The 23,190-nt window shown below is 66.2% G+C and carries 19 protein-coding genes and 1 pseudogene; 8 read left to right on the top strand and 12 right to left on the bottom strand.

Annotated elements, in window-relative coordinates:
* Positions 1 to 111 precede the first annotated feature (111 nt).
* Positions 112 to 1,707, bottom strand: coding sequence for a methyl-accepting chemotaxis protein (locus ACT6S0_RS01550; protein ID WP_444762155.1), 1,596 nt, complete (start codon positions 1,705 to 1,707; stop codon positions 112 to 114).
* Between ACT6S0_RS01550 and ACT6S0_RS01545 the strand changes: the two genes are divergently transcribed.
* The 5 genes from ACT6S0_RS01545 (at position 1,628) to ACT6S0_RS01525 (ending at position 7,035) form a co-directional block, all read left to right on the top strand.
* On the top strand, positions 1,628 to 1,924 hold the full coding sequence (locus tag ACT6S0_RS01545) for a hypothetical protein (RefSeq protein ID WP_444762169.1): 297 nt from the start codon (positions 1,628 to 1,630) through the stop codon (positions 1,922 to 1,924). The two genes, ACT6S0_RS01550 and ACT6S0_RS01545, sit on opposite strands and share 80 nt — an antisense overlap.
* 98 nt (positions 1,925 to 2,022) lie before the next feature.
* Positions 2,023 to 2,649, top strand: a complete 627-nt coding sequence (locus ACT6S0_RS01540) for a response regulator (RefSeq protein WP_444762154.1) — start codon at positions 2,023 to 2,025, stop codon at positions 2,647 to 2,649.
* Between the two features lie 167 nt (positions 2,650 to 2,816).
* Positions 2,817 to 3,347: a gluconokinase gene (locus ACT6S0_RS01535; protein ID WP_444762153.1), complete on the top strand. Its 531-nt coding sequence runs from the start codon at positions 2,817 to 2,819 to the stop codon at positions 3,345 to 3,347.
* Positions 3,344 to 4,699 carry an MFS transporter gene (locus ACT6S0_RS01530; protein ID WP_444762152.1) on the top strand — a complete coding sequence of 452 codons (1,356 nt, stop codon included), beginning with the start codon at positions 3,344 to 3,346 and terminating at the stop codon, positions 4,697 to 4,699. Before ACT6S0_RS01535 ends, ACT6S0_RS01530 begins: the two co-directional genes overlap by 4 nt.
* Before the next feature lie 5 nt (positions 4,700 to 4,704).
* Positions 4,705 to 7,035, top strand: a complete 2,331-nt coding sequence (locus ACT6S0_RS01525; protein WP_444762151.1) for a GH36-type glycosyl hydrolase domain-containing protein — start codon at positions 4,705 to 4,707, stop codon at positions 7,033 to 7,035.
* Here ACT6S0_RS01525 and ACT6S0_RS01520 read toward each other — a convergent pair.
* Positions 7,027 to 8,073, bottom strand: a complete 1,047-nt coding sequence (locus ACT6S0_RS01520) for a LacI family DNA-binding transcriptional regulator (RefSeq protein WP_444762150.1) — start codon at positions 8,071 to 8,073, stop codon at positions 7,027 to 7,029. The genes ACT6S0_RS01525 and ACT6S0_RS01520 overlap by 9 nt on opposite strands.
* Positions 8,074 to 8,269: 196 nt before the next feature.
* Here ACT6S0_RS01520 and ACT6S0_RS01515 point away from each other — a divergent pair, with 196 nt between their 5' ends.
* Positions 8,270 to 11,245, top strand: a complete 2,976-nt coding sequence (locus ACT6S0_RS01515) for a TonB-dependent receptor domain-containing protein (protein ID WP_444762149.1) — start codon at positions 8,270 to 8,272, stop codon at positions 11,243 to 11,245.
* A gap of 1 nt (position 11,246) precedes the next feature.
* Here ACT6S0_RS01515 and ACT6S0_RS01510 read toward each other — a convergent pair whose 3' ends face one another.
* From ACT6S0_RS01510 to ACT6S0_RS01470, 9 genes and pseudogenes are all read right to left on the bottom strand, one after another.
* The gene (locus ACT6S0_RS01510) at positions 11,247 to 12,557 is read right to left on the bottom strand and encodes a TRZ/ATZ family hydrolase (protein ID WP_444762148.1); all 1,311 of its coding nucleotides are present in this window, start codon (positions 12,555 to 12,557) and stop codon (positions 11,247 to 11,249) included.
* A 19-nt stretch (positions 12,558 to 12,576) separates the two neighbouring features.
* Positions 12,577 to 13,500: a ribokinase gene (locus tag ACT6S0_RS01505; RefSeq protein ID WP_444762147.1), complete on the bottom strand. Its 924-nt coding sequence runs from the start codon at positions 13,498 to 13,500 to the stop codon at positions 12,577 to 12,579.
* Positions 13,501 to 13,563: 63 nt separating this feature from the next.
* Positions 13,564 to 14,874, bottom strand: a pseudogene (gene gltA / locus ACT6S0_RS01500) (citrate synthase).
* 35 nt (positions 14,875 to 14,909) lie between these two features.
* Positions 14,910 to 15,161 (bottom strand): FAD assembly factor SdhE, encoded by a 252-nt coding sequence (locus ACT6S0_RS01495; protein ID WP_444762146.1) that lies wholly within the window; start codon positions 15,159 to 15,161, stop codon positions 14,910 to 14,912.
* A 24-nt stretch (positions 15,162 to 15,185) separates the two neighbouring features.
* The gene (locus ACT6S0_RS01490; RefSeq protein ID WP_056274139.1) at positions 15,186 to 15,887 is read right to left on the bottom strand and encodes a succinate dehydrogenase iron-sulfur subunit; all 702 of its coding nucleotides are present in this window, start codon (positions 15,885 to 15,887) and stop codon (positions 15,186 to 15,188) included.
* 29 nt (positions 15,888 to 15,916) lie between these two features.
* Positions 15,917 to 17,704, bottom strand: a complete 1,788-nt coding sequence (gene sdhA / locus ACT6S0_RS01485) for a succinate dehydrogenase flavoprotein subunit (protein ID WP_444762145.1) — start codon at positions 17,702 to 17,704, stop codon at positions 15,917 to 15,919.
* On the bottom strand, positions 17,704 to 18,063 hold the full coding sequence (gene sdhD, locus ACT6S0_RS01480; RefSeq protein WP_444762144.1) for a succinate dehydrogenase, hydrophobic membrane anchor protein: 360 nt from the start codon (positions 18,061 to 18,063) through the stop codon (positions 17,704 to 17,706). The genes sdhA and sdhD overlap by 1 nt, the downstream gene beginning before the upstream one ends.
* 19 nt (positions 18,064 to 18,082) lie before the next feature.
* Positions 18,083 to 18,511, bottom strand: coding sequence for a succinate dehydrogenase, cytochrome b556 subunit (sdhC, locus tag ACT6S0_RS01475; protein ID WP_444762143.1), 429 nt, complete (start codon positions 18,509 to 18,511; stop codon positions 18,083 to 18,085).
* A 90-nt stretch (positions 18,512 to 18,601) separates the two neighbouring features.
* Positions 18,602 to 19,318 (bottom strand): GntR family transcriptional regulator, encoded by a 717-nt coding sequence (locus ACT6S0_RS01470; RefSeq protein ID WP_444762142.1) that lies wholly within the window; start codon positions 19,316 to 19,318, stop codon positions 18,602 to 18,604.
* A gap of 103 nt (positions 19,319 to 19,421) precedes the next feature.
* Here ACT6S0_RS01470 and ACT6S0_RS01465 point away from each other — a divergent pair, with 103 nt between their 5' ends.
* Positions 19,422 to 20,408, top strand: a complete 987-nt coding sequence (locus tag ACT6S0_RS01465) for a malate dehydrogenase (protein ID WP_444762141.1) — start codon at positions 19,422 to 19,424, stop codon at positions 20,406 to 20,408.
* Positions 20,409 to 20,469: 61 nt separating this feature from the next.
* Here the strand turns inward: ACT6S0_RS01465 and ACT6S0_RS01460 are convergent, their stop codons facing one another.
* A complete protein-coding gene (locus ACT6S0_RS01460; protein ID WP_444762140.1) occupies positions 20,470 to 22,035 on the bottom strand; it encodes a methyl-accepting chemotaxis protein in 1,566 nt (521 codons plus the stop codon).
* 138 nt (positions 22,036 to 22,173) lie between these two features.
* Between ACT6S0_RS01460 and ACT6S0_RS01455 the strand changes: the two genes are divergently transcribed.
* Complete coding sequence (locus tag ACT6S0_RS01455) at positions 22,174 to 23,175, top strand: HpcH/HpaI aldolase/citrate lyase family protein (protein WP_444762139.1); 1,002 nt, start codon at positions 22,174 to 22,176, stop codon at positions 23,173 to 23,175.
* Positions 23,176 to 23,190: the final 15 nt, after the last annotated feature.

The following is a 23,190-nucleotide window of genomic DNA, read 5'->3' as shown; positions in this document are numbered from 1 at the left end:
GGCAACGCCGCGCCTCACCGCCAACGGACCAACTTGCAGGGCTCAGTTCAATCCGAGACCGACACGAGGCTCTTGGGCGACAGCTGGCCGCCCAGACGGCAGACTGAACCCTCAGGCGTTGCTGGCCGGGCGGACGGGCGGGCTGGCGCGATCGCGCCTCGTCTCGGCCTGGCTGAGCGTGAACACGTTCACCGCCTCGACGAGCTTGGCTGCCTGTTGCTTCAGGCTATCGGCCGCCGCCGAGCTCTCCTCCACCAGCGCCGCATTCTGCTGCGTCACCTGGTCGAGCTGGGTCACGGCGTCGCCGACCTGACTGATGCCCTGCGTCTGCTCCTGGGTCGCCGAGCTGATCTCGCTGATCAGGTCGTTGACCCGCCTGACCTGCGCCACGATATCGCTCATCGTGCGCCCGGCCTCACCGACTTGCTGGCTGCCGGCCTGCACCTTCTCGACGCTGTCCGTGATCAGGCCCATGATCTCCTTGGCCGCCGACGCCGAGCGTTGCGCCAGGCTTCGCACTTCGCTGGCCACGACCGCGAAGCCGCGTCCCTGTTCGCCGGCCCGGGCTGCTTCCACCGCAGCGTTCAGGGCCAGGATGTTGGTCTGGAACGCGATGCCGTCGATCACGCCGATGATGTCGACGATCTTCTTGCTGGATGCCGTGATGGCTTCCATCGTGCCGACCACCTGGCCGACCACCACACCGCCTTGGGCGGCCACGGCACTGGCCGAACTGGCCAGCGCTGTCGCCTGACGCGCGATGTCGGCATTGTTCTTCACGGTCGACGTGAGCTGCTCCATCGATGCCGCGGTCTCTTCGAGGTTGGCGGCTTGTTCTTCGGTGCGCTGGCTCAGGTCGGCGTTGCCGGTGGCGATCTGGCTCGACCCGGCGGCAATGCTCTCGCTGCTTTGGCGCACCTGCCCGACGATCTGCGCGAGGCTGTCGCGCATGGCCTTCATGCCCGCCAGCAAGCTGGAGCGGTCACCGGCGCGCAGTTGCACGTCGACGGCCAGGTTGCCTGCGGCGATTTCGCGCGCCACTTCGGCGGCGTAGTCGGGCTCACCACCGAGCTGGCCCGTGATGGAGCGCGTCAGCCACCAGGCCACGCCAGCCCCCACCATGCCACCTGCCAGGCCAAGGATGAGCATCATCGTGTGCGCGAACTCGATGTCCGAGTGGATGCCGGCGCCATCAACCTCGACCAGCTTCTTCTGGAACGCCGACAGCGCCGTGACATGGCCCAGCAGGACGTCAAGCGCCGGCATCGTTTCAGCGAACAAGAGTTTCGTCGCCTCGTCGTGCTTGTCGCTGGCCACGAGCTTGTCGACGGCGCCGAACGACGCGGCATACACAGCACGCGTTTCCTTGACCTTGGCGAGCAGCGCTTTGCCTTCGGGCGAATAGACCAGCTTCTCAAGCACCTCGATGGAATCGGTGACTTGCTTCCTGTTCTCTTCGATGCGCTGACGGATCGTGTCGCGGTGGGCCTGGTCGCGCGCCACCACCAGCTCCAGCGTGCGACGCCCGTTGGCCAGCGTGAAGGCGTTGACGTTGGCCGCAGCGTCCGCCTTGACCCAGTCCTTCAAGATGATCTTGTCGCTGGCTTCGCCCACACTGTCCAAACGCATGATCGCCACGCTGATCATGATCGTCATCAACAGCAGCACCGTGGCAAAACCAAGGCTGAGCCGAGTGCCCAGTTTCATGCGGCTTGAGGTATTCATGATTGCCCATCCCGTTGAGTTGAAGCCGCCTCGGCTGCATCTGAAGGTCACGCCGTGGACGCTTGTCACCTTTGGCATGAATGTCATGTTAGTCACGACAAGTCGATTAGGCATTTGGCGGCACGACAACGCAAAGGAACTTCGTCACGAAGCCGCGGGATGGGCCGGGCCTTTGCCCCCTGGTCATGCGGCGAAATAGCGCAACCGCTCGCCTTTTCCCCGGGCTCGCTCGATGGGCCGGCAATCCGTCAATATGTCCTTTGGCGCTGGCGGCATTTGTGAGGCAATGGCAACATCATGTCCAACGTGACAAATATGACGCCCGTGACAAGCCAGGATCTGAGTGGCGAGCCGGCTGCGGTCGATGTGCTGACGTCGCGCGCCGCCGCGCTGCGCTGCGGAGTCAGCTTTCGCACCGTCATCCGCTGGATCGAACGCGGTACGCTGGGCGCGTACCGACTGCCCGGGCGGGGCGACTACCGCATCGCCAGGACCGAGTTGCAACGCTTCATGAAGGAGTACGGCATCCCGGACCCGGATGCGCCTGTGGACAGCCGCAAGCGGGTGCTGGTGGTCGATGACGAGCCTGCCATGGCAGCCGCGATCAAGCGGGTGCTGGCGCGGGCCGGCTACGAAACGGCCGTCGCTAGCGATGGCTTCCTGGCCGGCTCGCTGCTGCACACCTTCAAGCCGGGCTTGATGACGCTGGACCTGCAGATGCCCGGGATCGACGGCTTCGGCGTGCTGCGCTTGCTGCGCGAAACCCCGACGTTGGCTGCGCTGAAGGTGCTGGTGATTTCGGGCGAAAGCGAGGTGCGGCTGCGCCAGGCGCTGGCCGAAGGCGCGAATGAGACGCTGCCGAAGCCGTTCGCCAACGAGCATTTGCTGCAGGCGGTTCAACGGCTGGTGGGCGCACCACCCTGAGCCTCTCCTGCCGGCGTTAGCGTGATGCTTGCGCCCCGCCGTGCGGGCGCGGGCTGCGGGCTGCGGGCTGCGGGCTGCGGGGAAGTACGGATCAAAGCCCGGCGCGTTGGCACTAGGATAGCGCTATCCAATCTGGCTTGAAAAGGCTGAGTGAGCTTGCCCTCTCCATGACCCACATTGCGCCCGTCTCTCTCGTCGTCATGGGCGTCGCCGGCTGCGGCAAGTCCACGCTCGCGGCCGCTGTGGCCAAGCACCTGAACCGGGACTGGCTGGAGGGCGACCTCTTTCACAGCAACGCCAGCCGCCGCAAGATGGCCCAGGGCGAGGCGCTGACCGACGCCGACCGCGCCAGCTGGCTCGCCAGCCTCTGCGAGCAACTGCGGCGCCAGCCCGGCTTGCTGGTGACCTGCTCGGCGCTCAAGCGCGCCTACCGCAACCAGCTTCGCCACGCATCGCCCGGCGTTCGCTTCGCCTTTCTGGACATCACCAAGACCGAGGCCAGCCGGCGAGTATCGACGCGCGGCTCACACTTCTTCGCCGCCAGTCTCGTCGACAGCCAGTTCCAGACGCTGGAGTCCCCCGTGGGCGAGGAAGGCGTGATTCATCTCGACGGCCACAAGCCGCTGGTTGAACTCACCGCCGAGGTATTCGAATGGCTGGCCTCGCGCCCGCCGGCAAGCCCAACGTTGACGCCATGAAGCAACCCCCTCTGACCAAGCGCGAGATCGTCGGCTACGGCCTGGGCGACATGGGGTTCAACTTCTACTGGACCAACATCTCGACCTTCCTGCTGATCTTCTACACGGACGTGTTCGGCATTACCGCTGCCGCGGCAGCGACGATGCTGTTCGTCGTGAAGATCTTCAATGCCTTCACCGACCCCATGATCGGCGCCTTCGCCGACCGCACGCAGACGCGTTGGGGCAAGTTCCGCCCCTACCTGCTCTTCATGCCGCTGCCGCTGGCGGTCGTGGGCGTACTGACCTATTCCACGCCCGACTTCGGCCCCACCGGCAAGCTGGTCTGGGCCTATGTGACCTATCTGCTGTTGATGACGGTCTACACCAGCGTCAATCTGCCCTACAGCGCGCTGTCCGGCGTGATCACCGGCGACGCACGGGAGCGCAACGCGATCAACGCGTCGCGCTTTGTCGCCGGCTTCGCAGGCGGCACCATCGTCACATTCCTGTCGCCCAAGCTGGTGGCCTGGTTCGGCGCCGGCGACGCGGCGCTGGGCTGGACGCTGACGATGGTGTTCTGGGGCATAGCCGCCGCGCTGATCTTCGCCTTCACCTTCAGCGCGACCCGCGAGCGCGTGCAGCCGGTACAGGCCGAGCCATCCACTGTGCGCCAGGATCTGGCGGACCTGCGCGCCAACCTGCCGTGGATCCTGCTGTTCTTCCTGGCGCTGATCATCATGCTGAGCATCACGCTGCGCATGACCAGCGCGGCCTACTACTTCAAGTACGTGGTCAACCGCCCTGACCTGCTGGCCACCTTCATGCCGGCCTATCTGCTCGCAGCCGCCGCAGGCACGGCATGCACGCCGCTGCTCACGCGCTTCATCGACAAGCGCAAGCTGCTGATCGTGTTGATGCTCGTCTCCACCGTGCTGTCGGCAGCCTTCCTGTTCGTGGACGCCGACCAGATCTGGCTGATGTATGCGCTGCAGATCGCGCTGGGCCTGGCGCTGGGGCCGAAGTCGCCGCTGAACTTCTCCATGCTGGCCGACTCGGCGGACTTCAACGAATGGCGCAACGGCCGCCGCGCCACCGCCATGACCTTCGCGGCCAGCTCCTTCGCGCAGAAGCTCGGCACGGCGGTAGCCGTGGCCGTCATCGGCGCGCTGTTCTCGGTGCTGGGCTATGTGCCCAACGTGGCGCAGTCGGCCGAATCCCAGGCCGGCATCGTCTGGCTGATGTCGGTGATCCCGGCCGCTTTCACGCTCATCGCTGCCGTCCTGATGATGTTCTACACGCTGGACAACCCGACCATGGCGCGCATCCAGGCCGATCTGGCCGCGCGCAAATCCTCTACTTCACCGGCCTGACGCCCATGCTTCGTCACATCCACGGCGGCGAGCGCTGCGAGCTCACCAGCCCGACCGTCCTGCCCAAGGCCGGCGGCTTCCTCTGGAACCGCCGCATGATGATCCAGGTGACCTGCCGCGGCCATGCCACCGCGCAGTTCATGCAGCCCGAACCGGCCAAGTACGCGCACGCGCCCAACCTGGAGGCCAAGACCTTCATGCAGCCGGAGCAGGCCTACTACGCTCATCACCCCGGGCGCTTCGTCTACGTGAAGGACGAGGACACGGACGAGCTGTTCTCGGCGCCTTACGAGCCGGTGCGGGCGGCGCTCGACAGCTTCAGCTTCGTCGTCGGCAAGCATGACCTGAGCTGGACCGTCGAGCACCTCGGCCTGCGCGTGGAAATGACGTTGGGCCTGCCGACCGAGGATGTCGTCGAGCTGTGGGAGCTGTGCATAACCAACCTCTCCAGCCGGCCACGTCGGATCAGCGTCGTGCCCTATTTCCCCATCGGCTACATGTCGTGGATGAACCAGTCGGCCGAATACCGAAGCGACCTTGGCGGCATCGTGGCCAGCAGCGTCACGCCCTATCAGAAGGTGGCCGACTACTTCAAGAACCTGGCTCTCAAGGACAAGACCTATTTCCTCTGCGAGCGCCCGCCCCACGCCTGGGAGGCCAGCCAGAGCGCGTTCGAAGGCGAAGGCGGCCTGCACCGCCCCAGCGCCTTGCAAGTGGAGCAGTTGGCAGGCGGCGATGCGCGTTACGAGACACCCGCCGCCACCGTGCAGTACCGGCTGGAACTGGCGCCAAGCGAAAGCGATACATACCGATTCCTGTTCGGCCCGGCACTGGACGACGCCGAGATTGCCAGCGTGCGTGAGACCTACCTCAGCGAAACCGGCTTCGCCCGCGCCCGTACGGCCTACGCCGCCTACATCGACGGCGGCCGCGGTTGCCTGCGCATCACCACGCCCGACGCCGACTTCGACCGTTTCGTCAACCACTGGCTGCCGCGCCAGGTTTTCTATCACGGCGACGTCAACCGGCTCAGCACCGACCCGCAGACGCGCAACTTCCTGCAGGACAACCTCGGCATGGCCTATATCGCGCCGAGCGTCACGCGCGCGGCGCTGCTCCATGCCTTGGGCCAGCAAGAGGCCAATGGCTCGATGCCCGACGGCATCCTGCTGATCGAAGGCGCGGAGCTGAAGTACATCAACCAGGTGCCGCACACCGACCATTGCGTCTGGCTACCGGTGTGCCTCCAGGCCTACCTGGACGAAACCGGCGACTTCGCGTTGCTCGATGAAGCCGTCAACGACCGGACCGTCGCGCAGCGGCTGGATGCGGCGATGGCCTGGTTGCATCAGGACCGCGACGCGCGCGGCCTGAGCTTCATTGCCCAGGGCGACTGGTGCGACCCGATGAACATGGTCGGCTACAAGGGCCGCGGGGTGTCGGGCTGGCTGACTGTCGCGGCGGCCTATGCGATGAAGCTGTGGGCCGGCATCAGCGCCGATGCCGGGCGCGCCGAGGCGGCCGTCCGCTGGCGCGCTGCCGCGCAGCAGTTGAACGACGCCGCCAACCGCCACATGTGGGACGGCGACTGGTTCGCCCGCGGCATCACCGACGACGATGTCGTCTTCGGCGTCAGCAGCGACCTCGAGGGCCGCATCTATCTCAACCCGCAGTCCTGGGCCATGCTCAGCGGCGCTGCGAGCGCTGAGCAGCGCGCCAGGATGTTCGCCGCCATCGACGAACAGCTCGACACGCCGCACGGCATCGCCATGTTCGCCCCACCCTACTCCGGCATGCGCGATGACGTCGGCCGCGTCACGCAGAAGCATCCGGGCTCGGCCGAGAACGGTGCCGTCTACAACCACGCGGCCAGCTTCTACATCCATGCGCTCTACGACGCCGGGGAGGGCGACCGCGCCTGGCAGGCGCTGCGCCGCATGATCCCGGGGCCGGACGATGCCGACCTGCGGCAGCGCGGCCAGTTGCCGGTCTTCATCCCGAACTACTACCGTGGCGCGCACCGGCAGTACCCGCGCACCGCCGGGCGCTCCAGCCAGCTCTTCAACACGGGCACGGCGGCGTGGGCCTACCGCAGCGTCATCGAAGGGCTCTGCGGGCTGCGCGGGCATGCGCAAGGGCTGCTGGTGAACCCGCAATTGCCCGCTGGCTGGAACCGGCTTGACGCGCAACGAGAGTTCCGTGGCGCCCGCTTCACGCTGCAGGTACGCCGCACCGGCAGGGCTCGCGTGCTGCTGGACGGCCAGGTGCTGGCCGACGGCCTGGTGCGCCACATCGAAGCCGGCCGCGAATACCGGCTGGAAGTCGAGTTAGGCTGAAGCCCGCTTCACGACCCGGAAGCCCAAGTCCAGGTTGGGCTGGTCCACCGGCTGGCCGCGCATCAGCTTCATCAGCATCTGCGCCGCCTGCTCGCCGATCTGGCGCCGCGGCGTGGCCACGGTCGTCAGCGGCGGCACCATCTGGTCGCTGCCGGGCAGGTCGTTGAAACCCGCCACCGCGACGCGGCCCGGCACCGCAAGCCCCAGGCGCAGTGCGGCAAGCAAGGCACCCTGGGCAAGGTCATCGTTGCAGAAGAAGATGGCGTCGGTGTCCGGCGCCTCGCGCAGCACCCGCTCCAGCATGGCGCCGCCCAGGGCCATGGAAGAAGGCTCGGCGCTCACGACCTTGCGCACCTGCGTGGCCATGCCGGCCTGTGTCAGCGCGTCTTGGTAGCCCTCGCCGCGCTCCAGCGTGCGGGGGTCGAGCTGGGCGGCGACGTAGGCGATGCGCCGGCGGCCCGAATCGAGCAGATGCTGGGTGATGGCCCTGCCAGCTTGCCGTTGGGAGAAGCCCACGCTGTAGCTGCCCGGCTCGGTCGCAACTTCCATCACGTGGACGCAGGGCACACCGCTGCCGTCGATCAGCGCCGCCGCCGGCGGGCTGCGGTCGCGGCCCGTGACGATCAGCCCGGCCGGACGGTGCGCCAGGAAGCTGCGCAGCACCGCCTCCTCTTCGCCCGCGTCGTAATGGGTCACGCCGATCAGCGTCTGGTAGCCGGCTGGCACCAGGCTGTTCTGCACGGCATCCAGCAACTCAACGAACAGCGTGTTGCTCAGCTTGGGGATGAGTACGGCGACATGCGAGCTGCGGCTGGACGCCAGCGCGCGAGCAGCCGGGTCGGGCACGTAACCGAGCGCGGTGGCGGCGGCCTGCACACGTTCGCAAAGCTCCTGGGCCACCGCACGCTCGCCACGAAGGGCGCGCGAGACAGTGATGGGGCTGACGCCCGCCGCCTCCGCCACGTCTGCCAAGGTGACCCGGCCGGTGGCCCGCGTACTTCGAAGGGGCGCGGCTGAAGCAGGCTTGCGAGGGGGCATGGCTACATGTTATCCCGCATACCGAAGGGGTCATCCGACCCTTAGGATAGCGCAATCCCAATCAGGCCCGTCTCGATGCTGGACGGTTCAAGAGGGTCGACGGCGGCGCTTGCCAACGATGAAAGGGGCCAACCCCCCTTTTTTTGGACGATCAGGATAGCGCTATCCAACTGATAGAAGAAACCAGGAAACTTGCATGCGTACCCCCGGCCACCGATCCTTGATCCACCTCGCCGTGCTCGCCAGCTGCGCCAGCCTGTCGATGACGGCCCGCAGCCAGGAAGCCGCACCGGCTGGGCCGTCCGCGCAAGCTGCCCCTGCCGCAGAGGCGCCATCAGACGCTGCCGCCGCCGGCTCCAATGTGCTCAGCCCGGTCGTCGTGTCCGGCTCGCGCATCTCCGCGCGCGGCTTCACCCAGCCCACGCCGACAACGCGCATGGTGGCTGCCGACCTGGAGAAGACTGCCAAGCCCAACCTCTTCAATGCCATCGCGGAACTGCCCGCGCTGCAGGGCAGCACCGGTCGCACCACCAGCACCAACAGCACCAGCAGCGGCATCCAGGGCCTGAGCTCGCTAAGCCTGCGCGGCCTCGGGCCCATCCGCACGCTGACGCTGCTGGACGGCCAGCGTGTCGTTGGCGCCAACGTGACCGGCGTGACCGACGTGAGCCAGTTCCCGCAGCTACTGGTCAAGCGGGTGGACGTGGTGACCGGTGGCGCGTCGGCGTCCTACGGCTCGGACGCCGTCGGCGGCGTCGTCAACTTCATCACCGACACGCGCTTCACCGGCATCAAGGCCAATGTCGAGGGTGGCCAGACCAACTACGGCGATGACAGGAACGCGACGCTGCAGGCCGCCTGGGGCCGCGGCTTTCTGGATGGTCGCGCGCACCTGACGGCCAGCGCGGAGTACAGCCGCGAGAAGGGCGTGCCCTCGCCGCGCTTTGGAGGCGCCGGCGCCAATGGCCGCGACTGGTTCAAGAACCCGGCCTTCCAGGTTCGCCCCATTGCACAGACCAACGACGGCAAGCCGCAATACATCTCCATCGAGAACGCCCAGCAGTTCCAGTATGCCAAGTACGGCCTCATCACCAACGGCCCGCTGCAGGGCACCGCATTCGGCAAGGGCGGCGTGCCGTTCCAATTCAACTACGGCTCCAACGGCATGCCCACGGGCACCGGTGCCGTCACCGGTTGCATCACGCCCTTCTGCATCGGCGGCGATTTGAGCGGCACCGTCGGCGGTGGTACCACGTTGGGCATGAACATGACGCGCCAGGTGGCCTACACGCGCGGCAGCTTCGAACTCAACGACGACCACGAAGTCTTCTTCACAGCGAACTACGGCAAGGTCGATTCGCTCTTCACGCCGAACCCCGGCGCGGCCAAGAACGCCAACTTGACCATTCAGTGCAGCAACCCCTTCCTGCCGGCATCCGTTCAAGCGGGCTGCGTCGCCAACAACGTCACCAGCTTTCAGTACGGCGTGGCCAACGCGATCTTCCCCAAAGACATCGAGGTCAACCCCGTGCGCACGCAACTCCGCGGGGTGGTAGGTGCCAACGGCAGGTTCGACGCCTTCGGCAAGCCCTGGACCTATGACGCTTACGCCGCCCACGCGCAGAACACCATCGACATCCGCGTGGCCAACATGACGCTGAACGCGCGCTACAACGCCGCCATCGACGCCATCCGCGCGCCCAACGGCAGCATCACCTGCCGCAACCCGGCCGCCGTGGCGTCGGGCTGCGTGCCGCTGAACGTCATCGGCGAAGTGCCCATCGACCCCGCCGCCTGGGCCTACATCGCACCCGCCAACGGCCCGCACCAGCACTCGCGCCAACGCCAGTCCGTGGCCGCCTTCAACATCAACGGCGAGCCGTTCTCGCTGTGGGCCGGCCCCGTGGCCGTGGCCTTCGGTGCCGAAGCGCGTCGCGAGCAGTACTACGTGATCGGCGACCCCTATGGCAACGGCGTCTTCCCCGAAACGCCCAACACGCCCCAGTACCCCGCCGACCCGCTGCTCAATACTGCCATCGGCAACAACTGGTACGCCGGCAACTACCACAACGCCAAGGGCGCCTACCACGTGAAGGAAGCCTTCCTGGAGCTGAACTTGCCGCTGTTCAAGTCCGCCACGCTGGGCGAAGCCAGCTTCAACATCGCGGGCCGACAGACCGACTACAGCACCTCCGGCAACGTCGACAGCTGGAAGCTCGGCGCGACCTGGAAGACCGGCATCGACGGCCTGCGCTTGCGCGCGGTCACGTCCAAGGACGTGCGTGCGCCCAACCTCAGCGAGCTGTACGCCGCGCCGCTGGTCGTCAACAACACGGTGAACCACCAGGGCACGACGCTGACCGTCCAGCAGCGCACCGTCGGCAACACGCAGCTGCGCCCGGAGATTGGCCGCAACACCACGCTGGGCATCGTGCTGGCGCAGCCCAAGTGGGCGCCGGGTTTCAGCGCGTCGGTGGACTACTTCGACATCAAGGTCGACGACGTCATCTCCTCGCTGACCGCGCAGCAGGAGGTGGACCTGTGCAACGCCGGCAACCAGGAGATCTGCGCGGCGATGGACCTCGTCAGCGCCACCAAATACGTGACGCTGCAGGCTTTCAACCTCGCGTCGATGCGCAACAAGGGCTTCGACCTGGAAGGCCTCTACCGGTTCAACCTGGCCGGCCTGGGCCTGCCCGGCAGCGTCACGCTGCGCGGCCTGGCGACGCACACCAAGACCTTCGTGACCAACTCCGGCGTCGTCGGCACCATCCCGAGCGAGGCCGCCGGCGTCAACCTCGGCAACACGCCCAAGTGGAAGGGCCAGTTCTCGCAATCCTGGGAGAGCGACACGGCCAGCTTCACGCTCTCGCAGCGCTGGATCAGTGACGGCGTCTACAGCAACGAGTACATCGAGTGCCGGACCAATTGCCCGGTCTCGACCGTCACCCGCCCGACCATCCTGAACAACCAGATGAAGGGCGCGTTCTACTGGGACATCGGCGGCTCGTACAAGCTCAACAGGAATCTGAGCGTGTACTTCAAGGTCGACAACCTGACCGACGTGGATCCGGTCGCCGCGCCGCAGACGGGCACGGGCTATGGCATCAACCCCTTCCTGTACGACGTGCTGGGGCGGCAGTACCGCGTGGGCGCGCGGCTGCAGTTCTGAGTCAGCCGGCCTGCATGCGGCCGACCACATCGCGCACCTCGGCCAGCAGGGCGGGCACGTCGATAGTCGTTGGCTGGCGGTCGCGCAGCACCTGCCGGCCGCCGACCCAGACGTTGCTGACCTGCTCGCGGCCCGCCACATAGACGAGCTGCGCGGCCGCGTTGTAGACCGGCTGGCATTCGATGCTGTCCAGCGACACCGCCACGCAATCGGCCAGCTTGCCGACCTCCAGCGAGCCCAGGTCATCGCCCCGGCCCATCGCCTTGGCGGCACGGATGGTGGCCATCTCCAGCGCCGTGCGGGCCGAGGCAACGGTCGGGTCTCCGGTGATGCCCTTGGCCAGCAGCGCGGCCGAGCGGATCTCGCCGAACATGTCCAGGCGGTTGTTGGAGGCCGCGCCGTCGGTGCCGAGGATGGTGTTGACGCCCGCCGCTTCGAGCGCCTTGAGCGGCATGACGCCCGAGGCCAGCTTCAGATTGGAATTGGGGTTGTGGACGAGGTGCACGCCCTTCTTGGCCATCAGCTCGATCTCGGCCTCGTCGAGGTGGACCATGTGCACGGCCACCATGCGCTCGCTGAACAGGCCCAGCTTGTCCAGCCGCTCGATGGGTCGCACGCCATGCGCCTTGAGACCGTCCTCGACCTCGCCGGCCGTTTCGTGGATGTGGCAGTGCATCTGGATGTCCAGCTTCTCGGCCAGATCGCGCAGCTTGATGAAGGTCTCGTCGGACACCGTGTAGGGCGCATGCGGCGCGCTGGTCCAGTCCAGCAGCTTCTCGCCCTTGTACTGCTCGTAGGCGGCGATGCCCTTGGTGATGTAGTCGTCGGGGCCGGACGCATATCCGGTGGGGAAGTCGATGACGTTCATCGAGACCGCCGCACGCACGCCCGAGTCCACGGCGGCACGCGCCATCGCGGTCGGGAAGAAGTACATGTCGTTGATATAGGTCGTGCCGCTGCGCAAGCCTTCCGCGGCCGCGAGCTTGCTGCCCAGATACGTCCAGGTCTCGCTGACCCACTTCTTCTCCAGCGGCCAGATGTGGTTCTGCAGCCAGTCCATCAGCGGCACGTCGTCGGCCACGCCGCGCAGCAACGTCATCGCCGAGTGCGCATGGCCGTTGATGAGGCCCGGGATCAGGATCTGCTCGGGCAGCTCGACGCGCTCGGCCTGCGGGTACTGCGCCAGTAGCTCGGCTCGCGGGCCGACGGCCGCGATGCGCTCGCCATCGATCAGCAGCGCGTGGTTGTCGAGCACGGGCTCGCCCGGCTTCATCGTCAGAAGCCAACGAGGCAGCAGCAGCGTCTGGGACATGTCGTTCTCCTTGTGGGAATCAGTTGTTCTGTGCGAGCAGCAGCTCGACTTCCTCGCGGCGCGGCATCGCGTCCTGCACACCGGCGCGAGACACGGCCAGTGCCGCCGCAGCCTGGGCAAAGGCGAGCGCGTTCGCAATCGGCTGACCCTCGGCTAGCGCCGTGATGAGAGCGCCGACGAGGGTGTCACCGGCGCCCACGGTATCGACCGCCTTGACCGACCGCGCGGCAACGTGGCGCGGCCCGTCGGCGTCGACCCAGCACAGGCCGTCGGCGCCGAGGGACACGAGCACGGCAGCAGGCCCCTTGGCGCGCAGCGTCTGCGCCAGCACCACAGGTTCGGCGGCCGCGCCACCAAGGGTCGTCACCAGCGCCTGCGCTTCAAGCGAGTTGACGACCAGCAGGTCCACCAGGGGCAGCAGGCTCTCGCTGCCTGCGCGGAACGGCGCCGCGTTCAACGCGGTCTTGACGCCGGCGGCGCGGGCACGCTGGAAGGCGCGCGCAATGCTTTGCAACGGCAGCTCCTGCTGCGCGACCAGCCAGAGCAGGCCGTCGAGCCGCAGCGCCTCGACCTGTTCCAGCGGCAGCGTGCCGTTGGAGCCGGCGACGGTGACGATCTGGTTCTCGGCGTCCTCCGCACCAACGACGATCAGCGCAACACCTGGCACCTCATCGGCAGGCTGGACGATGGCGCGGGTATCAACGCCCTCGCCTGCTAGCTGCGCCACCATGGCCGCGCCGTTTTCCAGCAGGCCGACACGCGCGGCCAACGCGACCCGTGCGCCCAGACGTGCCGCGGCGACCGCCTGGTTGGCGCCCTTGCCACCCAGGCAAGACCCGAAGCGCTGGCCGCGCAGCGTCTCGCCCGGCAGCGGCAGGCGTGGCGCGTGCACGATGAGGTCGCGGTTGACGCTGCCAAGGACCAGGATCTCAGGTCGGGTCATCGGGTCTCCAGAAGCAAGAAACCCCTCGGGGACCGAGGGGTTCGCGGTGAGGCATGAGCCGGATCAGCGCTGGGCGATGGGCTTGACGTCGCGCGGGCTGGCGCCGACGAAGAGCTGGCGCGGGCGGCCGATCTTGTACTCGGGGTCGCCGATCATCTCATTGAGCTGGGCGATCCAGCCCACCGTGCGGGCCAGCGCGAAGATGGCCGTGAACAGCGGCACCGGGATGCCGATGGCGCGCTGCACGATGCCCGAGTAGAAGTCCACGTTCGGGTAGAGCTTGCGGGCGACGAAGTACTCGTCTTCCAGCGCGATCTTCTCCAGCTTCATGGCCAGTTCGAACAGCGGGTCGTTTTCCAGGCCCAGCTCGCTCAGCACCTCGTGGCAGGTCTCACGCATCAGCTTGGCGCGCGGGTCGTAGTTCTTGTAGACGCGGTGGCCAAAGCCCATCAGCTTGACGCCTTAGTTCTTGTCCTTTACGTTGCTGACGAAGACGCCGATGCGGGCCACACCTCGGTTCTTCTGGATGTCGCCGAGCATGTTCAGGCAGGCCTCGTTGGCGCCGCCGTGCGCGGGGCCCCACAGGCAGGCCACACCGGCCGCAATGGCCGCAAAGGGGTTGGTGCCGGACGAACCGCACAGGCGCACGGTCGACGTGGAAGCGTTCTGCTCGTGGTCGGCGTGCAGCGTGAAGATGCGGTCCATTGCGCGCACCAGCACCGGGTTGGGGTTGTAGTCCTCACAGGGCGTGGCGAACATCATGCGCATGAAGTTGCCGGCGTAGCTGAGGTCGTTCTTCGGGTAGATGTAGGGCTGGCCGATGGTGTACTTGTAGGCCATGGCCACGAGCGTCGGCATCTTGGCGATCAGGCGGATCGCTGCGATCTCGCGGTGCTCGGGGTTATTGATGTCGGTGCTGTCGTGATAGAAGGCCGACAGCGCGCCCACCAGGCCGGTCATGACGGCCATCGGGTGAGCGTCGCGGCGGAAGCCGCGCAGGAAGAACTGCATCTGCTCGTTGACCATGGTGTGGTGCATCACACGGTCTTCGAAGTTGGCCTTCTCGGCCTCGTTCGGCAGCTCTCCGTACAGCAGCAGATAGCAGGTCTCGAGGTAGTCACAGTTGACCGCGAGCTGCTCGATGGGGTAGCCGCGATACAGCAGCTCGCCCTTGTCACCGTCGATGTAGGTGATGGTCGAATTGCACGAGGCCGTCGACAGGAAGCCGGGGTCGTAGGTGAACTTGCCGGTCTGTGCGTAGAGCTTGCGGATGTCGATGACATCCGGGCCGATGCTGCCCTTGTACAGGGGCAGGTCCATCGAGGGGCTGCCGTCTGAGAACGACAGGGTGGCTTTCACGTCCGACGGGGTCATGGTGCGGTCCTTTGGGAGGCTTTAAGAAACGGTTGTCAGGGTCGCAGCTCAGCGAGAACGTCGCGCACCGCAGCAGTGTCGATTTCACCACTGGGCTCCTTGCGGCGCAGTAACAGGTCAAGCAAGTCGTTGTCGCCCAGGTCCATCAGTGCAGTCAGTCCGTCAGCATGGTTGATGCTGATGCCGCCAGCGTGGCGGTTGAAAAAGCGCTCGATCAGCAGATCGTTCTCGAGCAGGCCGCGACGGCAACGCCAGCGCAGCTTGGACAGCGCGCGTTCGTCGATCATCGAAGCCACTTCACTCATCGCTCGTCAGACCGCGCGGCGGACCATCAATTCCTTGATCTTGCCGATCGCCTTGGTGGGGTTCAGCCCCTTCGGGCAGACATCCACGCAATTCATGATGGTGTGGCAGCGGAACAGGCGGTAGGGATCTTCCAGGTTGTCCAGGCGCTCGGCTGTCGCTTCGTCCCGGCTGTCGGCGATGAAGCGGTAGGCCTGCAAGAGACCTGCCGGGCCGACGAACTTGTCGGGGTTCCACCAGAAGCTCGGGCAGCTCGTCGAGCAGCTCGCGCACAGGATGCACTCGTACAGGCCGTTGAGCTCGTCGCGCTCCTCGGGCGACTGCAGCCGCTCGGTTTCGGGCGGCACGTTGTCGTTGACGAGATAGGGCTTGATCGAGTTGTACTGCTTGAAGAACTGCGTCATGTCGACGATCAAGTCGCGCACGACGGGCAGGCCCGGCAGCGGCTTGAGCACGATGGTGCCCGGCAACGTGCGCATGTTCGTCAGGCAGGCCAGGCCGTTCTTGCCGTTGATGTTCATCGCGTCCGAACCACAGACGCCTTCACGGCAGGAGCGACGGAACGACAAACTGGGATCGACGGCCTTGAGCTTGTTCAAGGCGTCCAGCAGCATGCGCTCCGAGCCGTCCAATTCGACCTCGAGGGTCTGCATGTAGGGCTTGGCGTCCTTGTCCGGGTCGTAGCGATAAATCTGGAAAGTGCGCTTCATGATGTGTTGAGTCCTTGGTCGGCAGGCCGTCAGAAGGTGCGGACCTTGGGCGGCACCGATTCAACGGTCAGCGGCTTGAGATTGACCGGCTTGTAGTCCAGGCGGTTGCCCTCGGAATACCACAGCGTGTGCTTCATCCACTGCTCGTCGTTGCGGCCGTTGGGGTGGGCCGGCGTGTCGCCGTAGTCGTTGACGGTGTGGGCGCCGCGGCTCTCGGTGCGGGCGGCGGCCGAGACGATGGTGGCCTGGGCGGCCTCGATGAGGTTTTCAACTTCGAGCGCCTCGATACGCGCCGTGTTGAAGACCTTGGACTTGTCCTTGAGCGTGATGTTCCTGACCCGGTCCGCAATCGCCGCGATCTTGCTCACGCCCTCGTTGAGCATGGCCTGCGTGCGGAACACGCCGGCGTGCTGCTGCATCGCAGCGCGCAAGTCGTTGGCAACGTCCTGGGCGTATTCCCCGCTGCTGCTGCCATCCAGCCGCGCCAGGCGAGCCAGCGAACGGTCCGATGCATCGGCCGGCAGGGTCTTGTGCGACTGCTTGCCCAGGTTGGCAGCCACCAGGTGGTTGCCCGCGGCGCGGCCGAACACCAGCAGGTCCAGCAGCGAGTTGGTACCGAGGCGATTGGCGCCGTGCACGCTGACGCAGGCGCATTCGCCCACGGCGTACAGGCCGTTGATGATCTCGTTGGGGTTGCCGTTCTTGGGCGCCACCACCTGGCCATGGATGTTGGTCGGGATGCCACCCATCTGGTAGTGGATGGTCGGCACCACGGGAATCGGCTCCTTGGTGATGTCGACGTTGGCGAAGTTGTGGCCGATCTCCAGCACCGAGGGCAGGCGCTTGGCGATGGTCTCGGCGCCCAGGTGGGTCATGTCGAGATTGATGTAGTCCTTGTTGGGACCGCAACCGCGACCTTCCTTGATCTCCTGGTCCATGCAGCGGGACACGAAATCGCGCGGCGCCAGATCCTTCAGCGTAGGCGCGTAGCGCTCCATGAAACGCTCGCCATCGGCATTGCGCAGGATGGCGCCTTCCCCACGGCAGCCTTCGGTCAACAGCACGCCGGCGTTGTGCACGCCGGTGGGGTGGAACTGCCAGAACTCCATGTCTTCCAGCGGGATGCCGGCGCGCGCCGCCATGCCCAGGCCATCACCGGTGTTGATGAAGGCGTTGGTGCTGGCCGCAAAGATGCGCCCGGCGCCGCCGGTGGCCAGCAACACGGTCTTGCCTTGCAGGATGTGGACCTCGCCGGTCTCCATCTCCAGCGCGGTCACGCCGACCACGTCGCCCTCGGCATCGCGGATCAGGTCCAGCGCCATCCACTCGACGAAGAACTGCGTGCGCGCCTTGACGTTTTGCTGATACAGCGTGTGCAGCATCGCGTGGCCGGTGCGGTCGGCCGCGGCACAGGGGCGCTGCACGGGCTTCTCGCCGTAGTTGGCGGTGTGGCGGCCAAGGGGGCGCTGGTAGATGGTGCCGTCGGCATTGCGGTCGAAGGGCATGCCGAAGTGCTCAAGCTCGTAGACGACCTTGGGCGCCTCGCGGCACATGAACTCGATGGCGTCCTGGTCACCCAGCCAGTCCGAACCCTTGACGGTGTCGTAGAAGTGATAGTGCCAGTTGTCCTCGCTCATATTGCCAAGCGAGGCGCCGATGCCGCCCTGCGCGGCAACGGTGTGCGAGCGGGTCGGGAAGACCTTGGACAGCACGGCCACATTCAAGCCGGCCAGCGCCAGCTGCAGCGAGGCGCGCATGCCGGAGCCGCCGGCTCCGACGATCACCACATCAAACTTACGGGTCGCAAGCTGCGCCATCAAAGTCTCCACAGAACCTGGATCGCCCAGCTGGCGCAACCCACAAGCCACACGAGGGTGAGCACCTGCAGCGTCAATCGCACGCCGACGGGCTTCACATAGTCCATCCAGATGTCGCGCATGCCGACCCAGGCGTGATACGCGAGTGACAGGATGGTCACGAGGGTCAGCAGCTTCATCCACTGCTGGGAAAAGATCGCCGCCCAGCGGTCGTAGCCGAGCTCGCCGGGCATCAGCACCTGGGCCAGCAGCACGACGGTGAAGACCGCCATCAGCACGGCCGTGATGCGCTGCGCGAGCCAGTCGCGCAGGCCGTAATGCGCACCGACGACGATGCGCTTGGAACCGTATGTAGTCATTGTTGTTGTCCTCGGGGGCTCAATAGAGGCCGAACAGCTTGGCACCCAGCAGCAGCGTCAGCAGCGTGCTGAGGATCAGCGTGACCAGCGCGGAGCTGTGGCCCTGGGCCTTGCTGACACTGTGGGTTGCATCCATCCACAGGTGACGCACACCGGCGATGAAGTGAAAGAGATAACCCCAGATCAGCCCCAGCGTCACCAGCTTGACGAACCAGCCAGGGATCCCGGCAAAGCCAGCCACGAAGACGTTCGTGAAGGTCTCGAACGAGATCTCCGTGCTGAGGCTGGTGTCCAACATCCAGATCACGAAAGGCAGCAGCAGGAACAACAGGAAGCCGCTGATGCGATGAAGGATGGAAACGATGCCGGCCGGCGGGAGTCGATAGCTGACGATCTGCGTGACGTGAATATTTCGGTAAACCGGTCTTGCTTTCGCGCTTTCCGCCATGTCGAGCCCGTAATCAATGTGAAACCGAAAGATTCTAGGTCAGAGACAAAGACCCAGCTTCGTGCGTGCTGCACTGCGGCATTGTCAGTTTCAGTTCAACTCGTTGAGGTAATGGTCTGCTTGTGTGTGGTAGAGCCCGCGGCGCAGTTCGACCGCCCGGTCGCCGTACGTGTAGGCCACGCGCTCAACGCTGAGCAGCGGCGCGCCGTCCGGCACGCCCAACAGCTCCGCCGCCTCGGCACCGGCGGACACCGCACGCAGCTTCTCCTCCGCGCGGACCATGTGCACCTGGTAGCGCTCCTCGAAGAGCGCGTAGAGCGTGCCTGCATAGGCGTTGATGACTGCGACGCTCAAGCCCTCGAAATGGCGCTGCGGCAGCCACAGATCGTCCAGCACCACGGCCCGACCCCGGCGCAGCAGCAGCCGCCTGATCTCGATGACCGGCTCGGCGGTACGCAGTTGCAGCGCCCGCGCCGTCTCCGCCGTGGCGCGCGCGCGCCGGCAATGCAGCAGTTCGCGCGTGAAACCGGTCGCGCCGTCGTCGGCGACCAGGCGCAGGAAGCGATAGGCATCGCGCGGTGCGGTGTGCGTGGCGACGAATGTGCCGCGCCCCTGGCGGCGCTCGACGACGTGTTCAGCACTCAACTCGTCCAGCGCCCGCCTGACCGTGCCCGGACTGGCATGGAAGCGCTCGGCCAGCGCCGCTTCGCTGGGCAGGGCGTCACCGGGCCGCCATTCGCCAGCCGCAAGGCCGGCCACGATCAACTGGCGAATCTGCTCGTACAGCGGGGCTGGCGACTTGGGCATGGACGCATTGCAGCACAGGGTATGCCCGTACACTTGCCCGCCTTCAGGCGGCGCGCTTGGCGCCCCTCGACGTCAGCTTTATCAACTGTCCCCGGAGATCTCCATGAGCAAGAAACCCGTTCGCGTCGCCGTCACCGGCGCAGCAGGCCAGATCGGCTATGCCCTGCTGTTCCGCATTGCCTCCGGCGAGATGCTGGGCAAGGACCAGCCCGTCATCCTGCAACTGCTCGAGATCCCCGACGAGAAGGCTCAGAATGCGCTCAAGGGCGTGATCATGGAATTGGAGGACTGCGCCTTCCCGCTGCTGGCCGGCATTGAAGCCCACAGCGACCCGATGACCGCCTTCAAGGACACCGACTACGCGCTGCTGGTGGGCTCGCGCCCACGCGGCCCGGGGATGGAGCGCGCCGAGCTGCTGTCGATCAACGGCGCCATTTTCACGACGCAGGGCAAGGCGCTCAACGCCGTGGCCTCGCGCAACGTCAAAGTGCTGGTGGTGGGCAATCCCGCCAACACCAATGCCTACATCGCGATGAAGTCGGCCCCGGACCTGCCGGCCAAGAACTTCACGGCCATGCTGCGCCTGGACCACAACCGCGCCGCCAGCCAGCTGGCCGCCAAAACCGGCAAGGCTGTCGCTTCCATCGAGAAGCTGGCCGTGTGGGGCAACCACTCTCCCACGATGTATGCCGACTACCGCAACGCCACCATCGACGGCCAGTCGGTGAAGGAGCTGATCAACGACGAGCAGTGGAACCGCGAGGTCTTCCTGCCCACCGTCGGCAAGCGGGGCGCGGCCATCATTGCAGCCCGCGGCCTGTCGTCGGCGGCCTCGGCCGCCAATGCCGCCATCGACCACATGCGCGACTGGGCGCTGGGCACCCACGGCAAGTGGGTCACGATGGGCATCCCGTCGAACGGCGAATACGGCATCCCGAAGGAAGTCATGTTTGGCTACCCGGTCACCTGCGAAGGCGGCGAGTACAAGATCGTGCCAGGCATCGAGATCGACGCCTTCTCGCAGGAGTGCATCAACAAGACGCTGAAGGAACTGACGGACGAGCAGGACGGCGTCAAGCACCTGCTGTAAGCAAGCCAGGAGATAGCGAAGGCCTCCCTCGGGAGGCCTTTTTTTGGTGGGCGGGGCCAGCTCAGCGCGCGGCTGGAAGTCGGAAGGTCGACACCGTCTCCACCAGGTGCTGCGCCTGCACTTTCAGGCCATCCGCAGCGGCGGCCATCTCCTCCACCATCGCGGCGTTCTGCTGGGTGGCCTGGTCCATCTGCATGACCGCAGCGCCAACCTGGGACACGCCGGAACTCTGCTCGGCGCTCGATGAGCTGATCTCGCCCATGATGTCGGTCACGCGCTGGATGCTGCTGACCACCCTGTCCATCGTCGCGCCGGCCTGGTCGACCAGCGTGTTGCCACGGTCGACCCGCTCCATGCTCTGCGAGATCAGGCTCTTGATCTCACGCGCCGCTTCGGCGCTGCGGCCGGCCAGCAGCCGCACCTCGCCCGCGACGACCGCGAAGCCCCGACCCTGCTCACCCGCCCGCGCTGCCTCGACGGCAGCGTTGAGTGCCAGGATGTTGGTCTGAAAAGCGATGCCGTCGATGACCGAGATGATGTCTCCAATGCGGCGCGAGCTGTCGTTGATGCCTTTCATCGTGTCGACCACCTGCTTGACGACCTGACCGCCCTCGGCCGCCACATGGGAGGCGTTCTTCGCCAACTGGTTGGCTTGCTGCGCGTTGTCGACGTTGTTGCGCACGGTCGTGCCGAGTTCCTCCATGGACGCCGCCGTCTGCTGCAGCGCGCTGGCCTGACTTTCAGTACGGGCGCTCAGGTCTTGGTTGCCCAAGGCGATCTCGGAACTGGCATTGGCAACCGATTCAGAGCCATCGCGCACCTGCCGCACGATGCTGGCCATGCTGTCACGCATGGCGCTTACTCCCTGCATGACGCTGGCGCGGTCCCCGCTTTTCAGGTCGATGTCGACGCTCAGGTCCCCCTCGGCGAGCCGGCGCGTGATCGCGTTGACCGTGGCAGGTTCGCCGCCCAACTGTCGGGTGATGCTGCGCGTGATCGCCATCCCCAGCGTCAGCAGTACGGCGACGAGGGCCAGCACGCCCAGGCCCACCTTCCAGACGCGCTGCAGGATGGCATCGTTGACGGTGTCGACATAGACGCCCGAGCCGATGATCCAACCCCAGGGCGCAAACCCTTTCACGTAAGACTCCTTCGGCACGGGCTGGTCGCTGCCAGGCTTGGGCCACATATAGGGGATGAAGCCACCGCCCTGCGCCTTCACGATGTTGACCATCTCGACGAACAGCGCCTTGCCTGTCGGGTCCTTGCTGGCTGACAGCGGCTTGCCGTCGAGCTCCGGTTTCATCGGGTGCATGACCATGACCGGCGTGTTGTCGTTGATCCAGAAGTACTCGTTGCCGCTGTAGCGCAGGCCCTTCACGGCGGCCAGCGCCGCCTTCTTGGCGTCGTCTTCGGCGAGCTTGCCGGCAGCCACCTGGGCGTGGAAATGCGCGACGACACCATGCGCCGCCTCCACCGCCTGACGGACCGCCTGCTGGCGCTCGTTCATGATGAGAGCACGCTCCGAGAACAGCAGGAAGCTGGCCACCAGTAGCACGCCGAGCACCGCGCCGAAGGTCTGCAAGGCCAGGCGGGTGGAACAGCTGAGGGACTCAAGCTTGATCATGCGTTGTCTCCGCGTGTCGGTGAGCACTGATGCTGTCACGCATGGCCCAGATATGACAGTGCATGGGCACCCCAGACCGTGGCGAATCCGCGACCGCCATCACACTGTTGCGTCTTCTGCGCTGAGTACAGTGGCGTGATGACCGCCCTTATCCATCCCCGCGAGGCCTTGTTCGGCAGTGAAGCACCGCGTGCCGCGCTGCCGGTCGTCGACCACTACTGCGGCGTAGAGGCGCGCATGCGCAAGAGCCTGGCCCTGCAGTCCGAGCTGGGCCCCGTCTTCGACATCACGCTGGATGCAGAGGATGGCGCCCCGGTCGGCGGAGAGGCAGAACATGCCCTGCTGATCGCCGACCTCGCGACCAGCACGGCCAACCGCTTCGGTCGCGTCGGCGCACGCGTGCACCCCTTCGGCCATGGAGCGTTCGACGCGGATGTCGACACCTTGATCGCCAAGGCCGGCGCAAGCTTGGCCTATCTGATGATTCCCAAGCCCGACAGTGCCGAAGAGGTGGACCGGGCCGTGACCGCCATCGACGCCGCCTGCGAGCACCACGCCCGGCCCAAGCTGCCGCTACAGGTCCTCATCGAAACCCACGGCGCGCTGCGCGACGTCTTTCGTATCGCCGCGCACCCGCGCATCGAGTCGCTGTCCTTCGGCTTGATGGACTTCGTCTCCGCCCACGGCGGCGCCATCCCGAAGGCCGCGATGGAACTGCCCGGACAGTTCGAACATCCGCTCGTCGTGCGCGCCAAGCTGGAGATTGCCGCCGCCGCGCATGCCTTCGGCAAGACGCCGTCGCACTGCGTCGTCACCGAGTTCCGCGATGCCGCCGCCCTGGCCGGCGCCGCCCGCCGGGGCGCGCGCGAGTTCGGCTACCTGCGCATGTGGAGCATCCACCCCGACCAGATCCGCCCGATCGTCGACGCCTTCGCGCCGGCCCCCGACGAGATCGCGGAGGCGACCGAACTGCTGCTGGCGGCGCAAAGCCGGCACTGGGCGCCGATTTCCTTCCGTGACCGATTGCACGACCGCGCCAGTTATCGTTATTTCTGGACCGTGCTGGAACGCGCACAACGCACGGGGTGCACGCTGCCGGCCGAAGCCCGATCGGCGTTTTTCCCCGTATCCATCGGGTAAAGCACGGAGCGAAGG

Source organism: Roseateles sp. (assembly GCF_052436255.1).
Taxonomy (GTDB): domain Bacteria; phylum Pseudomonadota; class Gammaproteobacteria; order Burkholderiales; family Burkholderiaceae_C; genus Pelomonas.
The sequence above is the reverse complement of the archived record's forward strand: the minus strand, read 5'-3'. Positions and strand labels throughout refer to the sequence as shown.

What these genes read in the sequence shown, in the direction of transcription:
- ACT6S0_RS01540 (WP_444762154.1), top strand. Translation starts at nt 2,023, where the DNA reads ATGTCCAACGTGACAAATATGACGCCCGTGACAAGCCAGGATCTGAGT.
- ACT6S0_RS01510 (WP_444762148.1), bottom strand. Translation starts at nt 12,557, where the DNA reads ATGTCCCAGACGCTGCTGCTGCCTCGTTGGCTTCTGACGATGAAGCCG.
- ACT6S0_RS01520 (WP_444762150.1), bottom strand. Translation starts at nt 8,073, where the DNA reads ATGCCCCCTCGCAAGCCTGCTTCAGCCGCGCCCCTTCGAAGTACGCGG.
- ACT6S0_RS01525 (WP_444762151.1), top strand. Translation starts at nt 4,705, where the DNA reads ATGCTTCGTCACATCCACGGCGGCGAGCGCTGCGAGCTCACCAGCCCG.
- ACT6S0_RS01470 (WP_444762142.1), bottom strand. Translation starts at nt 19,318, where the DNA reads ATGCCCAAGTCGCCAGCCCCGCTGTACGAGCAGATTCGCCAGTTGATC.
- ACT6S0_RS01495 (WP_444762146.1), bottom strand. Translation starts at nt 15,161, where the DNA reads ATGATCGACGAACGCGCGCTGTCCAAGCTGCGCTGGCGTTGCCGTCGC.
- ACT6S0_RS01465 (WP_444762141.1), top strand. Translation starts at nt 19,422, where the DNA reads ATGAGCAAGAAACCCGTTCGCGTCGCCGTCACCGGCGCAGCAGGCCAG.
- sdhC (WP_444762143.1), bottom strand. Translation starts at nt 18,511, where the DNA reads ATGGCGGAAAGCGCGAAAGCAAGACCGGTTTACCGAAATATTCACGTC.
- ACT6S0_RS01505 (WP_444762147.1), bottom strand. Translation starts at nt 13,500, where the DNA reads ATGACCCGACCTGAGATCCTGGTCCTTGGCAGCGTCAACCGCGACCTC.
- ACT6S0_RS01455 (WP_444762139.1), top strand. Translation starts at nt 22,174, where the DNA reads ATGACCGCCCTTATCCATCCCCGCGAGGCCTTGTTCGGCAGTGAAGCA.
- ACT6S0_RS01515 (WP_444762149.1), top strand. Translation starts at nt 8,270, where the DNA reads ATGCGTACCCCCGGCCACCGATCCTTGATCCACCTCGCCGTGCTCGCC.
- ACT6S0_RS01535 (WP_444762153.1), top strand. Translation starts at nt 2,817, where the DNA reads ATGACCCACATTGCGCCCGTCTCTCTCGTCGTCATGGGCGTCGCCGGC.
- sdhA (WP_444762145.1), bottom strand. Translation starts at nt 17,704, where the DNA reads ATGGCGCAGCTTGCGACCCGTAAGTTTGATGTGGTGATCGTCGGAGCC.
- ACT6S0_RS01530 (WP_444762152.1), top strand. Translation starts at nt 3,344, where the DNA reads ATGAAGCAACCCCCTCTGACCAAGCGCGAGATCGTCGGCTACGGCCTG.
- ACT6S0_RS01490 (WP_056274139.1), bottom strand. Translation starts at nt 15,887, where the DNA reads ATGAAGCGCACTTTCCAGATTTATCGCTACGACCCGGACAAGGACGCC.
- ACT6S0_RS01545 (WP_444762169.1), top strand. Translation starts at nt 1,628, where the DNA reads ATGATCGCCACGCTGATCATGATCGTCATCAACAGCAGCACCGTGGCA.
- ACT6S0_RS01550 (WP_444762155.1), bottom strand. Translation starts at nt 1,707, where the DNA reads ATGAAACTGGGCACTCGGCTCAGCCTTGGTTTTGCCACGGTGCTGCTG.
- sdhD (WP_444762144.1), bottom strand. Translation starts at nt 18,063, where the DNA reads ATGACTACATACGGTTCCAAGCGCATCGTCGTCGGTGCGCATTACGGC.
- ACT6S0_RS01460 (WP_444762140.1), bottom strand. Translation starts at nt 22,035, where the DNA reads ATGATCAAGCTTGAGTCCCTCAGCTGTTCCACCCGCCTGGCCTTGCAG.